The sequence below is a fragment of the Pseudobutyrivibrio ruminis AD2017 genome (genome assembly GCF_000424305.1).
Taxonomy (GTDB): Bacteria; Bacillota; Clostridia; order Lachnospirales; family Lachnospiraceae; genus Pseudobutyrivibrio; species Pseudobutyrivibrio ruminis_B.
In genome coordinates this window covers 99,950-113,727 of sequence record NZ_AUJQ01000009.1, presented here as the reverse complement: position 1 = coordinate 113,727, position 13,778 = coordinate 99,950, and the positions used below count along the sequence as shown (strand labels likewise).

The window sequence follows — 13,778 nt, the reverse complement described above, 5'->3', positions numbered from 1 at the left end:
TATCCCGTATAATATTAATATCTTTTTATCTGGTCATCCTCGTCTGTTGTTGATTTATCTATCAACCTAATCTCTACTTCGTAGGAATAATTATCATTTACTTTTACCATGACTCTATCGCCCACATGTTTACCACGTATTGCGGCTCCAAGTGGTGATTCTATGGAAATTAGCCCTTTAAGTGAGTTACCACGAATGCTTGTTACAAGCTTATAAGTTTCCTCACAATCGTCTTCTGGGATGTAAATTGTAACTGTGTTATTGATTCCTACTTCGTCATCGGCACTGCTATCATCTACTACCTCAGCAAACTTTAGCATCTTCTCTAAGTAACGAATACGGCTATCGTTCATGTTCTTGGCACGCTTTGCCTCATGGTACTCGAAGTTCTCGGACAAATCTCCCTGGGCCCTTGTCTCCTTAACTTCCTCTAGAAGCTTTGGACGAAGCACAAGCTTACGCTCATCTATCTCTGCCTGAATCTTTTCTATATCACCTTTTGTAAGTCTCTCTCCCATTTGTGTTACCTCCATTTACAACTATTCTACTACAACTTGAGTTTTTCCCTTAGCCCAATCTGTTATTGGTCTTGCATCAGGTGCAAACAAATCCTTTGGAATATCCTGTGGGTCAAAAAATCTATGTTCAAGCACCTCGGAATCCTCATCTGAGATAGTTCCCGTGTACTTATTTGTCTTAAAAATCACTGCAAGTGAATAGACAACATCCTGGTTTGGATATGTAATCATCCTATCATCACCTGAGTACAGGCCAAACAGCTGAAGCTCCTTAACTTCTATACCAACCTCTTCCCTAAGTTCTCTTGCTGCAGCTTCCTTATATGTCTCCCCAAGCTCTAATGCGCCTCCCGGCACACACCACTGACCATTATCGCTTCGCTTTTGCAATAGCACCTGGCCCTTTTCATTTTCCACTAACACGCCACAGCCTACAGTCATTATGGTATCGTGACCAATCACTTTTCTCAAATCGCCTATATAATTCATTTTTATATCCTCTTTAACTTTTGTATTTTTACAACCTATGTCTTATTCTAATGGTTTTAACTATCTTTTTAAAGTCTTAGCTTGACATCACTATATGATGCTGTTAACATATATTAGTCTAATTTTTTTAATCAATTCATTTCCTATCCTTAATATTAAGGAGTGATTTATATTACAAATTATTTAAATGTGCAATATCATTCTATTTCAGACAAAATCCATGATTTAGAAAATAGAATAAGTACTTTACCTGATGGGGATTTACTATTTAGGTCTAATGGAAAATATACCAAATTCTATCGACGCTTAAATAACAAAACTGATTATATTCCCTCTTCCGAAATAGTTCTTGCAAAGAATCTTGCTCATAAAAAGCTTATGCAATTAGAATTGGCTACTCTAAAAGAGCGACTATCATCTATAGAACTCTTATTGAGCCATTCACCTGAAAATGAATATAATCTTTTTAAATACAAGTCAAATCCAAGGATTTGTGAACTCTTAAACTTTGATAATAACAATCTTCCTGAAAATAACTGGTCTAAAGAAAAATATAATACAAATCCTAGTCATCCTGAACAGCTATCTTTTCCTTGCCCCTCTGGTAAAAAGGTACGTTCTAAATCAGAAGTATTTATTGATATGGTTCTTTCTGAAAATAATATTGCTTATCGCTATGAATGTGAATTGATAATAGGTAATAGAGCTTTCTATCCTGATTTCACATTTAAGCATCCTATAACTGGAGAAGTTTTCTACTGGGAACACTTTGGTTTAATGGATAACGAAGACTACGCTTTGGCAGCCTTCAAAAAACTTAGGGTATATTATAGCTATGGCATTTTCCAAGGTAAAAACCTAATAACAACCTTTGAATCAAAGGCGAAACCATTTAGCTACAATGAGGCTGTGGCTGCCGTAAGTTTTCTACTAAATTAAATAGATATTGTTGGGCGGAGTAATCCTACGAGCCCAGTGATATCGTATCATCCGCCCAATTATTTCTTGAAAATCCTTGAATTTGGGCGGATTTTCTTTACGAAGCTTATAGAATCGTTTTGGCCGCCCACAAATTTGGCTATATCATGCTTTTTCTTGGGCGGATGTCTTCATCAAAGCTTATAATTACATTATTCTCCGCCCAAATAACCACTAAAGATGGTTCAATTTTGGGCGCGTCTACTCAGCGGCACTAGCAAATACATTGACTCGCGCCCAAACTACCCAAACACCCCTAGCTAAATCTATATCACAAAGACCCTCATAGCCATATATACAAATAAAATAAGGCGCCGCAACGTATGCGGCGCCATGATTTCACGGTTCTCTAGCAATACTAGAGCATTTATTCTTTTGGCTTTTGGGCGGCAGCGCCATGTCGCTGCTGGTACACCATATTCAGCATATCCTGCTGATACTTATCGTCATTGCTGAGGACCTTGAGTTTGTCTTTGACCTCTGTCTTTCGGGCACGTAAGGTCTCAAGCTCTTTCATGAGCTGTGCCTCCTCATCCTCAAACTTCTTCAATTGAATTTTTAAATCTTCAATATCTCGTTTTGTATCAGCATCGAGCATAGTATTACCTCCCCCGCCAAACATTATGGGCTCTAACAGCTACCCTTAATGATTTTGATGTATTTCTTGTCTAACTAGCGCTTTCTTTAGCGCAATCTCCGCTCTTAGCACATCAAGACTGGCATCCTTTTGTGCTAAACGATTTTTAGCTCTTTCTTCAGCCTTTTTAGCACGCTCTACATCTATCTCGTCTGGCCACTCAGCAATCTCGGCAAGCAATGTCACCTTATCTGGGAGGATCTCAGCGAGGCCCGCATGTACAGCTGCTTTTTTCACACCATCGGCCTCTGTGATAGTACAGATACCTGGCGCGATTACTGTGGTGAGTGGTATATGTTTTGGCAGAACGCCAATCTCACCACAGGCAGTATTAAATTCAACCATTGTAGCTTCTCCCTCGTAAAAGCTACGCTCTGGCGTGATGATTGATACCTTAAAGGTGTTATCTGCCATCTATGCCACCTCCTATTTGTTCTCGTTCATCTTGGCACGAACCTCGTCGATTGTACCAGCGTTAAGGAAGTAGCTCTCTGGGATGTCATCATGCTTACCTTCTAGGATTTCCTTGAAGCCACGTACTGTCTCAGCGATTGGCACATACTTTCCTTCGAGACCGGTAAACTGACCAGCTACGAAGAATGGCTGTGACAAGAATCTCTGAATCTTACGAGCACGGTTAACTACAAGCTTATCCTCTTCTGAAAGCTCATCCATACCAAGGATTGCGATGATATCCTGTAATTCCTTATATTTCTGAAGAATCTCCTGTACACCACGGGCAACCTCGAAGTGCTCCTGACCAACGATACGTGGGTCAAGGATACGAGATGTAGAACCAAGTGGGTCTACCGCTGGATAAATACCAAGCTCGGCGATAGAACGCTCAAGAACTGTGGTAGCATCCAAGTGTGCGAATGTTGTAGCTGGAGCTGGGTCAGTCAAATCGTCGGCAGGCACGTATACGGCCTGAACTGATGTTATTGAACCGTTCTTTGTAGATGTGATTCGCTCCTGAAGAGCGCCCATCTCTGTCTGAAGTGTTGGCTGATAACCAACGGCTGAAGGCATACGACCAAGTAAGGCCGAAACCTCGGAACCAGCCTGAGTAAAACGGAAGATGTTATCGATGAAAAGAAGCACGTCCTTTCCACCCTTATCTCTGAAGTACTCAGCCATTGTAAGTCCAGTAAGACCAACTCTCATTCTGGCTCCAGGTGGCTCGTTCATCTGACCGAAAACCATGCAGGTTTTGTCGATAACGCCTGACTCCTTCATTTCGTAGTAAAGGTCATTACCTTCACGAGTACGCTCACCTACACCTGTGAATACTGAATATCCACCGTGCTCAGTAGCGATGTTGTGGATAAGCTCCTGAATAAGTACGGTTTTACCTACACCGGCACCACCGAACAAACCAATCTTTCCACCTTTCTGATATGGGCAAAGAAGGTCAACGACCTTAATACCTGTCTCAAGCATTTCTGTTGATGTTGCCTGCTCCTCAAACGTAGGTGCTTTCCTATGGATAGGCATCTTCTCAACACCTGTAGGTGCTGGTTGCTCATCAATAGCTTCACCAAGTACGTTGAAAATACGACCAAGTGTAGCCTCACCAACAGGAACCGAAATTGGTGCTCCTGTAGCTACTACATCCATTCCACGTACTAATCCGTCTGTAGGACCCATGGCAATACAACGAACTGTATCGTCACCCAAATGCTGTGCAACCTCGACAACCAGTTTCTCACCGTTTGCTCTGGTAATTTCAAGAGCATCGTTGATTTCTGGTAGAGAATCCTCTCCAAACTTTACATCAAGTACCGCACCGATAATCTGAGTGATTTTACCAATATTATTTGCCATTTTTTCACTCCTATCTGCTTTTTTCTTAAGAAAGCGCCTCTGCACCAGCGATAATCTCGGTCAATTCCTGAGTAATTGATCCCTGGCGGGCACGATTGTATTTTAATGATAGATCACTAATGATTTCCTCAGCATTATTTGTAGCTGAATCCATGGCCTGCATTCTGGCACCATTTTCTGAAGCAACAGCCTCAACTAATGCGCCATATACAAGTGATGTGACATATTTTGGAATGATTAGCTCTAAAGCCTCTTCTTCGTTTGGCTCAAAATTCATAAGAGCCTCTGCTGAAGTAGACTTTGCAGCCTCAACATCTGCCTCATCAACCTCTGCTGGAAGCAGCTTCATTAGCTTTGGAATCTGGCTAACTGTGTTTTTGAAGTGTGTATATACAAGATAAATCTGTCCTATATCACCACTTGCATAATCAGTTAGAACATCATTGCAGATGGCGATTGCATCTGCATAGGTTGGTGCCTCCATTACTGGAGAATAGTCCTTAACCACTTCGTATCCCTTGTGGGCAAGGCTCTCACCACCCTTGTGTCCTATAACATAAAGCTTTACATCAGAAGGATCCATGTCGCTGCCAGTAATCATCTTTACAATGTTTGAATTGTAACCACCTGCAAGACCACGGTTAGAAGTGATGACGATAACGCCAATCTTTTTAGAACCATTATCTCTAAGGTATTTATTGTTTACTGTGCCAGCCTTTGCAAGCATTCCACAAATAGTGTTATACATTGCATTGAAGTAAGGTGTTGTCTGTTCTGCCTTACTTCTGGCCTTCTGTAGCTTTACTGTAGATACAAGCTTCATGGCCTTAGTGATCTGCTGAGTGCTACTAACACTCTGTTTTCTTCTTTTTATGTCTCTCATTGAGGCCATAACAGATCACCCTCCTTACTTGTAAGTCTTCTTACACTCCTCGATAGCCTTAATTAGCTTTTCTTCCATCTCGCCTTCAAGCACCTTTGTTGTGCGGATGCTTTCTGGAATCTCTGGATACTTTGTATCAACCAAATCAAACAATGCCTTTTCAAACTTAAGGACATCGGCTGTTGGAATGTCAAGCAAGTACTTCTTTGTTGCTGCGTAGATAATCATAATCTGATACTCTACTGGCATTGGTGCGTACTGTGGCTGCTTTAACATCTCTTTGATACGCTCACCTTGTGCAAGCTTTTCAGCTGTATCAGCATCAAGTTCTGAGCCGAACTGTGCGAAAGCTGCAAGCTCTCTGTACTGAGCAAGCTCTACACGGATAGGAGCTGCGATTTTCTTCATAGCTTTAATCTGAGCAGAACCACCTACACGGGATACTGAAAGACCTGCGTTAACGGCTGGTCTGAAACCTGCGTTGAAGGCTTCTGTCTCAAGATAAATCTGACCATCTGTGATTGAGATAACATTTGTAGGGATGTATGCAGATACATCACCTGCCTGTGTCTCAATGATTGGAAGTGCGGTAAGTGAACCGCCGCCAAGCTTGTCTGAAAGTCTAGCTGCACGCTCAAGTAATCTTGAGTGTAAGTAGAAGACATCACCTGGGTAAGCTTCACGTCCTGGTGGACGACGAAGAAGTAATGAGAGTGTACGGTATGCAGTAGCATGCTTACTCAAATCATCATAAATGATAAGTACATCCTCTCCGTTCTCCATCCACTCTTCACCGATAGCGCAGCCTGAGTAAGGAGCGATATACTGAAGTGGTGCAAGCTCTGATGCTGTAGCTGCAACTACTGTTGTCCAGCTCATAGCACCGTATTCCTCTAATGTTTTAACAAGGGCTGCTACGGTAGAAGCCTTCTGACCGATAGCTACGTAAATACATTTTACGCCCTGCCCCTTCTGATTAATGATTGTATCGATTGCGATAGCAGTCTTACCAGTCTGTCTATCACCGATAATAAGCTCACGCTGTCCACGTCCGATAGGAATCATGGAATCGATAGCCTTGATACCTGTCTGAAGTGGAGTATCTACGGATTTACGAGAGATAACGCCTGAAGCAACACGCTCAATAGGACGGAATTTTGTGCTATCGATAGGTCCCTTGCCATCAATAGGCTGGCCTAATGCATTTACTACACGTCCAAGCATTGCGTCACCAACTGGAACCTCAACGACACGACCAGTTGTCTTTACTGTGTCGCCTTCATTGATATTCTTGTCGTTTCCTAAAAGAACGCAACCAACGTTGTCCTCCTCAAGGTTCAATACCATGCCGTATACTTCTCCAGGGAACTCTAGAAGTTCGCCCTGCATAGCATTCTGTAATCCGTGAATACGTGCAATTCCATCGGCAACCTGAATTACGGTTCCTACGTCCGAAACATCAAGCTGCGCTGCATAGCGTTTCATCTGCTCTTTAATAACCGAGCTAATCTCTTCTGGTTTTAAATTCATGGAGCGCATTCACCTACTTTCAATTGAATATTTGATAACTCGTGAGTTAATTTACTAATCTGAGTCTTGATAGAACTATCAACGACTCTATCCTTAATGCGAATTACCATACCCCCGATTAATTCAGGGTCTACCTTGTATGTCATTACAAATGAACCATAGTCGGTAGTTTGAAGCAAACGCTTCTCGACATCTGACTTCTGTGTCTCAGTAAGCTCTGTTGGTGTTGTAACAGTTGCTCTGCCGATTTTCTTGTAATCGTAAACCTTCTCAATGAAGTAATTAAGCACTGCCACCATATCCTTTGAATGGTCCTTCTCCTCAAGCTGTCTAAGGAGACCTACCAGCTCATCGCTTACCTTACCTTTGAATACATTGTCGATGATTTGAAGCTTTTCTTCTTTATTGATTTTTGGATGATTCATCATCTGAGAAAATCCGTCATTAGTCTCAAGGACCTCTATGACAGCCTCTGCCTCATTTAAAAAGTCATCGACCTTCCCTGATTCCACGGCTAGCTCAAACAATGCATCACCATATACGTTTGAGACTAATTTAGCCATGTGTTTTCACCCATTTCCTTAAGAGTCTGCTCGACTAAGGTGTTCTGAATAGTTGTATCGATGTTAGCAGCTACAACCTTGCTAGCCATAACAGCTGCAACGCTGATCATTTCCTGCTTAACCTCATCAGCAACCTTCTTCTTCTCAAGCTCAGCCTCCTCGTTTGCACGAATGATGATAGCTGCGGCTTCTTCCTTAGCGTCGCTAATAATTTTGGTTTCATTCTTCAAGGCCTTTTGTCTTGCTTCAGCCAGGATTGCATCACGCTCTTTGTTGATATCCTTAAGCTTTGCCTCGTACTCTGCCTTTAGCTTTTCTGCCTCTTCCTTATCTTTCTTAGCATCTGCGATGTCCCTTGCAATGCCATCCTTTCTATCCTGCAAAAGCTTTCTTGCTGGATTGAACAAAAGATTTGACATTATAAGGAATAGGAAGAATACTGCTATGGCTAAAAGCACTGCATCGTTTACTAACTGAAAGTCTAAATCAAATAGTCTTTCCAACTTTTAGCCCTCCTTTTTATTTATTTCTTCCCGATAATGATTAACCAACTAATGGCTGTACAAAGAGTAACAGAAGGGCAATAACGAGTCCGTAAAGACCTGTTGTCTCGGCAACGGCCTGACCAAGTAACATAGTAGACATGATCTGTCCCTGTGCTCCTGGGTTACGTCCTACGGCTGCTGCACCGTGACCAGCTGCGATACCTTGTCCAATACCAGGACCAATACCAGCGATAACTGCAAGACCAGCACCGATTGCTGAACAAGCTTTAATTAAATCTGTACCTGAAATGTTCATAAGTTGTTTCCTCCTAAAAGTGATTTTTGTTTGTCAGGGCAATTAAGTATCCCCATAACTTTGCGCAATGTATGTCATTGTCAACATACAGAATACATAGGTCTGGATTGCACCTGAAAAAATATCAAAGTACACATGAAGTGCTGCAGGCCAAACAATGGCGAACTTTCCTAGCAATCCATACACAAGACCCATAATGATAGTTCCTGAAAGAACGTTTGCAAACAAACGTAATGACATTGAAATTGGCACCGCAATGTCAGAAATAACATTGATTGGTAACCAAATTGGCAACCATGGTGGCAAAGGAGAACATTTGTCAATCCAAATATCCTTTGCACTCTGATGCCTAATCTTAACTACATGAATGCAAACAAAGGTAATTAATGCAAGCGCAAGTGTAGTACCGTAATCGGCGGTTGGTGGTCTTAGGCCAACCAAACCAGATAGGTTCGATACTAAGATGAAACAGAATATCGTGCATATCCAGTTTGCAAACACTGGTGCGTGCTTACCCATACTTCCTTCCACTATTCCATCTAAAAGCGAAACAATCAGCTCCAAGATGCTTTGGAAGGTATCAGGAACTTCAGTGGCATTCTTTAGCTTGCGATTGGCAATGATAGAGAAAATCACCAATGAAAGCCAAACGATAAGGATGCAAACATGAGAAGTGGTAAGCCATACCTCCTGTCCAAATACTTCGTACTTGTACAGGCCTTTTATCATGTCCACAGTATCGCTTGAGGCCAGTAAAATTCCTTCTGTCACACTTTCACCTCCTTCGTATTTAGTTCGTTGTTAATCCCCTCGGCTGTATTTAAATTGTTATTACCGAGAATTTTATTTAGCAAAGGCTGCGCATAAGCACTAACCTTGAGCCCTAAAATACCGATGAGTGCTGTAAACATGTTTCCAAGTTTAAACACCATCATAAGAATCATCACTGCACATACAATCAAATACCTCAGCACCGATTTAAAGGACAGATATTTTTCATGCCCTTCACCAATTCGTACTGATTCTTCGATAATCATGGCTATGTGTATGGCCATAAATATCGCACAGCCGATTCCACTGATTAATCCTGTGGTATATCTGATCTTGTCCTTAACAAACCATACCCCCACGATTTCGATTAATCCGCCATATATTAGTATTCCCAAAACCAAGCCTGGCAAAGCTTGATTTAGTCTTTTCATCCAATTAATCATGCTTTTCCTTCGACTCGAATCGTTTTAAATATCCTCTTAGGTAACGGTATGCCCCATTACATGCTGCTACCACACCAATGAGAATGCCCCCAATTGCAAATCCCTTGGTACCAAAATAATTAGATAGTGCAACACCAATTACCGTACATAAAAGGATTGGTACTATTATGTTTATCCCTAGCTGTAGCACCATTACTAAAGAATTTGCCACATCGCCTTTCGCCTTTTTCTTGTCCCTCACTGCTTGCTCCTATCTGGCTACTTATAGTATCTAATCTGGTTTATACGTTGAACTTTATTTCTCTACCAGTATGCTGATACTGGTGGAACTCTACACCTGCTGCCTTAAGCATTCTTTTTGATGCTATTACAGAAGGAGTATTCTCGTACTTATCACTGTCATATATTATTGTTTTTATGCCTGACTGAATAATAGCCTTGGCACATTCATTACATGGAAAAAGAGATACATACAACTTTGAACCTTCTAATGAACCACCTCTGTAGTTCAAGATAGCGTTCAATTCGCTGTGTGTTGTATAGAAATATTTATTCTCCAGAGGGTCTCCTACTCTTGCCCAAGGAAACTCATCATCTGAACAACCATTTGGAAAACCATTGTAACCCATGGATAATATCTTATTATCCTGGCTTACAATACAAGCTCCAACCTGTGTGTTAGGGTCTTTAGATCTCATACCCGATAATACTGCTACGCCCATAAAGTATTCATCCCAGCTAATGTAATCAAGTCTCTTGTCACTCATGGTCTTGTCCTCCAATACCTATATAATTTATGCAGAAATAACCCTCATTAACTTCTCTATTGATGCCTTTAAGACTTCGTAGCACAGCCCATATGTCTGTACTGAACCACCATAAGGATCCATCACCTCAAGCTCGTCCCCAACAAGCTCATTTAAAAGGCGAGTGTTTTCCTCATTGGCATTCGTATATTCATTTAATATTTTTTGCCTCTGGCTTTCCTCCATAGTTATTACAAGAGTGTTTTCGGAGAAATCCGAATCCATCAATTGCTTGGAAGAATAATCCTTCAGCGTGGTTCCATTACTGATAAGTATTGCTTCAGCCTTCTGATTAAGCGGCTCTGGAAACTGAACAATCAAGCCTCTAGCCTCACAAATAATAGGCCTTGTGTGCTCAATACTGTGGAATATTGCCGCAGCCATTGGCGCCCTAGAGGTTCCGCTTCCCGAAGCAAAAATCACTCTATTAATTTCTTTCATTCCATTATCTCCTGACTGCTATACCACTATACTTCTATTGTCTTTTGGCCTGCAGCCTTAAGCAATCTGTTCATAATTGCCTGTCCCATCTTAGGAGTAGCAAAGCTTTCTGAATAGATTACATCTACACCAATCTCATCAAACTGACGAAGGATGGCGTATAGATTATGAGCTATGCTTCCTTCATCTGCTCTGTCTCCAATAACAAGTACGTGGCCATCTGAATATCTATCCGCTGATTCAGATGTAGCGATAACACCTACTCGCTGTCCCTTGGCAAGAGCTTCTTTTGTCATTTGATTAATTGTGGAAACTACTACATCTTCTTCCCCTGAGATAATAGTTAAGTCTCCTTTTGGTGCATAGTGCTTATATCTCATGCCAGGCGCCTTTGGCCTAGCACCTGATGTGGTTCCCTTGTCATTGTAAACAATGCCTGGGTCCATTCTGACCTCTCCTACCACCTCTCTTAGCATATCCATATTGATATAGCCTGGGCGAAGGATTGTCACCACATCCTCTGTCAAATCTACGATTGTAGATTCAAGACCTATGTCCACTGAACCGCCATCTAATATGGCTTCAATTTTGCCAGACAAATCCTCATATACATGGCTTGCCTTTGTAGGGCTTGGACGGCCAGATGTATTAGCGCTTGGTGCTGCTATCATACATCCGCTTTCTTCTATAAGTGCAAGTGCAATTGGATTGTTTGGCATTCTTACTGCTACTGTATCAAGACCACCTGTTGTTTCATAAGGAACAACTTCGTTTTTGTTAACTACCATTGTAAGTGGTCCTGGCCAAAAAGCGTCCGCAAGCTTTTTAGCATTTTCAGGTAAATCAGTTGATATAGCCTCTAATTGTGAGAACTTCGCGATGTGCACAATAAGTGGGTTATCCGATGGACGACCCTTCGCTGCATATATCTTTCGCGATGCCTCTTTATCTGTAGCATCTCCACCTAATCCATATACTGTTTCGGTTGGAAAAGCTACCAATCCGCCGTTTCTTAATATCTCTGATGCCTCTTTAATATATTCCATATTCAAAGGCTCAGTTGATACATCCATAATCCTAGTAATCATACTCAAAATTATAACACTTTTACTTTATAACACAAACCCTTTAAAACGTCACAAAACTTTAAAAACCGTGATTTTTCTGTGTCTTTTAACCAATTACATGATTATAAATATTTTGCTATTACGTTCCATGCGGCTGTGTTATCAAAACCTTTCTTCCAAAATGCGCCGCCAGCTAATCCATAATTATCCATAACCTTAAGCTTCTCCTCTAGTGAAGCTTCATCCTCTACCCATACCTTGTATGTTGTGTTCTCTTTTACGTATTCGCCATAATACTGGCCTGTCGCGTCGTCCCATGTTGTTGAGACTCCGTTAGTCTTAAGGTAACTTTGAATTGCATTTAAACCGTATGTTTTGCTTGAAAGTGCGCCATCTTCTGCAACTTCCCAAACTCTACAGTAGAAAGGCATTCCAAGAACAACCTGGTTAGCTGGAACCTCCTCAAGTGTATCCTTTACACCCTGTTCAACCCAGCCAACAGATGCAACTGAACCTGCTTCCTCGCTACCATTGTAGTGCTCATCATAACCCATGATGATTACATAGTCAGCATATTTAGCCTGTTCCTTGCGGTTGTAGCCAGCAGAAGATGCTGTTGGCACATAATTATCTACTGACAATATGATATCGTTCTTTTCACATTTGATTGAAAGCTCCTTGATGAACTGAATGTAACCATCTGAAGCTGCACCAGCCAACTGTTCAATATCAATGTTTATACCGTCTAATCCGTATGTGATTGCCTGTGCAATCAGGTTATTTACAAGAGTATCTCTTGCACTAGTTGTGTTTAAAACTGTTGTTGTATCAACACTTTCATCTTCAAGGTTACTGATAAGTCCCCATACCTGAACACCTGCTGCATGGCAAGTGCTTACGTAGCTACTGCTTGCAATTGAAGCAATTCCACCTTTGTTATCGTTCAAATGAAACCATGTTGGAGAGATTACATTTACCTTGCCTGAATCTGCCAACACACTTGCAACATCGGCGTTTGCAGCCTGTGATGTTACCTGGTGCCACAACAAAGATATTTCTTTACCTGTGTTGATGTGATTATAGGTTCTTTCAGGAAGTGTTGCCTCAACGGTTACTTCCTTCTGATCTGAAATCTTGTTGTTTTTCATGTAGCCCAAAACACCGTTTTCAGATACAACAAAGCTCCATTTGCCTGTATCTCTGACTACTGTAATGTTTTCACCCTTTGTTACATCTTCCAAGATAGGGCTCTTTGGGCCATTTAAGATTCTTATCTGTGTCTTACCCTTTGCTGTAGCTGTCTGCTTTTTAAAGCCAGCTGGTTCTACCACAACTCTATCTGGATTTTCAAAATATGTATACTGGAAATCTGTAAGAAGCTGCATGTAATCAGCCAAGATAAACACTGTATCATCCTTTGCGATTACTATGTTGTTATCCAATGAATTGTTGGACTTGTCCACAAGATAGCTGTTGCTTCCAAGTGTAGCTGTGTATATTTCAGAGTCGGTTGCGTATCTAAGAGTTATTTCAGATGGATCGTAAACATATCCATCATCTAAATAATCCTTTACAAATCCAAGCTCAAAATAAACCTTACCGCTGTCTACCATAGCGTAGCCATGAGACAAATCCTCAGCAGGCTCCATGTATTCACTGTTAAGTACCACTGCCGCTTCCGCTTCGTGGGTTAATGTGAAGTATTGGCTCAGTTCAACATGCTCCTTGGTTGGTGTGTATTTCTTAATTGCGTAAACTCCCACAATTAATACTGCAAAAAGCATCAAACCTATTGCTATATATATGTAGCCTCTAGGTACTCTATATCTCTTTTTTCTTCTTCTGTTATGTGTATTATGTCGATAGCTCATAAGCATCTCCCTTATATCTATATTCCGTTAAAGTATACCAAAATAACGGTATAAATTCCACTTTTCGCCCAATATTTCACTACGCCAAAAAGAGGGCTTAACGCCCTCTAAAAAATTCATTCCTATCATAAAAAAATATATTGTCTAATCTTTTTA

At 41.2% G+C, this 13,778-nt stretch carries 18 protein-coding genes; 1 reads left to right on the top strand and 17 read right to left on the bottom strand.

Annotation, left to right across the window (positions count from 1 at the left end):
• Positions 1 to 14: 14 nt before the first annotated feature.
• Together G611_RS0108140 and G611_RS14360 are read right to left on the bottom strand one after the other, a co-directional pair.
• Positions 15 to 518: a GreA/GreB family elongation factor gene (locus G611_RS0108140; protein ID WP_028243197.1), complete on the bottom strand. Its 504-nt coding sequence runs from the start codon at positions 516 to 518 to the stop codon at positions 15 to 17.
• Positions 519 to 539: 21 nt separating this feature from the next.
• The gene (locus tag G611_RS14360) at positions 540 to 1,007 is read right to left on the bottom strand and encodes an NUDIX hydrolase (protein WP_036948694.1); all 468 of its coding nucleotides are present in this window, start codon (positions 1,005 to 1,007) and stop codon (positions 540 to 542) included.
• Between the two features lie 189 nt (positions 1,008 to 1,196).
• Here G611_RS14360 and G611_RS15345 point away from each other — a divergent pair, with 189 nt between their 5' ends.
• Positions 1,197 to 1,946, top strand: coding sequence for a hypothetical protein (locus G611_RS15345; RefSeq protein ID WP_051195167.1), 750 nt, complete (start codon positions 1,197 to 1,199; stop codon positions 1,944 to 1,946).
• Positions 1,947 to 2,352: 406 nt separating this feature from the next.
• Here the strand turns inward: G611_RS15345 and G611_RS0108125 are convergent, their stop codons facing one another.
• From G611_RS0108125 to G611_RS0108055, 15 genes are all read right to left on the bottom strand, one after another.
• On the bottom strand, positions 2,353 to 2,583 hold the full coding sequence (locus tag G611_RS0108125) for a hypothetical protein (protein ID WP_028243196.1): 231 nt from the start codon (positions 2,581 to 2,583) through the stop codon (positions 2,353 to 2,355).
• A 45-nt stretch (positions 2,584 to 2,628) separates the two neighbouring features.
• Entirely contained in the window at positions 2,629 to 3,036 is a 408-nt protein-coding gene (atpC, locus tag G611_RS0108120) for an ATP synthase F1 subunit epsilon (protein WP_028243195.1), read from the bottom strand.
• A 12-nt stretch (positions 3,037 to 3,048) separates the two neighbouring features.
• Entirely contained in the window at positions 3,049 to 4,446 is a 1,398-nt protein-coding gene (gene atpD / locus G611_RS0108115; RefSeq protein ID WP_028243194.1) for a F0F1 ATP synthase subunit beta, read from the bottom strand.
• Between the two features lie 25 nt (positions 4,447 to 4,471).
• Positions 4,472 to 5,338 carry an ATP synthase F1 subunit gamma gene (atpG, locus tag G611_RS0108110; protein ID WP_028243193.1) on the bottom strand — a complete coding sequence of 289 codons (867 nt, stop codon included), beginning with the start codon at positions 5,336 to 5,338 and terminating at the stop codon, positions 4,472 to 4,474.
• Positions 5,339 to 5,353: 15 nt separating this feature from the next.
• Positions 5,354 to 6,859 (bottom strand): F0F1 ATP synthase subunit alpha, encoded by a 1,506-nt coding sequence (gene atpA, locus G611_RS0108105; protein ID WP_028243192.1) that lies wholly within the window; start codon positions 6,857 to 6,859, stop codon positions 5,354 to 5,356.
• Positions 6,856 to 7,422: an ATP synthase F1 subunit delta gene (gene atpH, locus G611_RS0108100; protein WP_028243191.1), complete on the bottom strand. Its 567-nt coding sequence runs from the start codon at positions 7,420 to 7,422 to the stop codon at positions 6,856 to 6,858. Before atpH ends, atpA begins: the two co-directional genes overlap by 4 nt.
• Positions 7,410 to 7,925: a F0F1 ATP synthase subunit B gene (atpF, locus tag G611_RS0108095; protein WP_028243190.1), complete on the bottom strand. Its 516-nt coding sequence runs from the start codon at positions 7,923 to 7,925 to the stop codon at positions 7,410 to 7,412. Before atpF ends, atpH begins: the two co-directional genes overlap by 13 nt.
• Before the next feature lie 40 nt (positions 7,926 to 7,965).
• Positions 7,966 to 8,223 carry an ATP synthase F0 subunit C gene (gene atpE / locus G611_RS0108090; RefSeq protein WP_015550578.1) on the bottom strand — a complete coding sequence of 86 codons (258 nt, stop codon included), beginning with the start codon at positions 8,221 to 8,223 and terminating at the stop codon, positions 7,966 to 7,968.
• Between the two features lie 42 nt (positions 8,224 to 8,265).
• Positions 8,266 to 8,994, bottom strand: a complete 729-nt coding sequence (gene atpB, locus G611_RS0108085) for a F0F1 ATP synthase subunit A (RefSeq protein WP_028243189.1) — start codon at positions 8,992 to 8,994, stop codon at positions 8,266 to 8,268.
• Positions 8,991 to 9,437, bottom strand: a complete 447-nt coding sequence (locus tag G611_RS14350) for a hypothetical protein (RefSeq protein ID WP_081657008.1) — start codon at positions 9,435 to 9,437, stop codon at positions 8,991 to 8,993. The genes atpB and G611_RS14350 overlap by 4 nt, the downstream gene beginning before the upstream one ends.
• Complete coding sequence (locus G611_RS14345) at positions 9,430 to 9,678, bottom strand: AtpZ/AtpI family protein (RefSeq protein ID WP_036948690.1); 249 nt, start codon at positions 9,676 to 9,678, stop codon at positions 9,430 to 9,432. Before G611_RS14345 ends, G611_RS14350 begins: the two co-directional genes overlap by 8 nt.
• A gap of 40 nt (positions 9,679 to 9,718) precedes the next feature.
• Positions 9,719 to 10,204: a deoxycytidylate deaminase gene (locus G611_RS0108070; protein ID WP_028243188.1), complete on the bottom strand. Its 486-nt coding sequence runs from the start codon at positions 10,202 to 10,204 to the stop codon at positions 9,719 to 9,721.
• Between the two features lie 27 nt (positions 10,205 to 10,231).
• The gene (locus G611_RS0108065) at positions 10,232 to 10,684 is read right to left on the bottom strand and encodes a phosphotyrosine protein phosphatase (RefSeq protein ID WP_028243187.1); all 453 of its coding nucleotides are present in this window, start codon (positions 10,682 to 10,684) and stop codon (positions 10,232 to 10,234) included.
• A 26-nt stretch (positions 10,685 to 10,710) separates the two neighbouring features.
• A complete protein-coding gene (locus G611_RS0108060; RefSeq protein WP_028243186.1) occupies positions 10,711 to 11,772 on the bottom strand; it encodes an L-threonylcarbamoyladenylate synthase in 1,062 nt (353 codons plus the stop codon).
• A 101-nt stretch (positions 11,773 to 11,873) separates the two neighbouring features.
• The gene (locus G611_RS0108055) at positions 11,874 to 13,622 is read right to left on the bottom strand and encodes a glycosyl hydrolase family 18 protein (RefSeq protein WP_051195166.1); all 1,749 of its coding nucleotides are present in this window, start codon (positions 13,620 to 13,622) and stop codon (positions 11,874 to 11,876) included.
• Between the last annotated feature and the right edge of the window lie 156 nt (positions 13,623 to 13,778).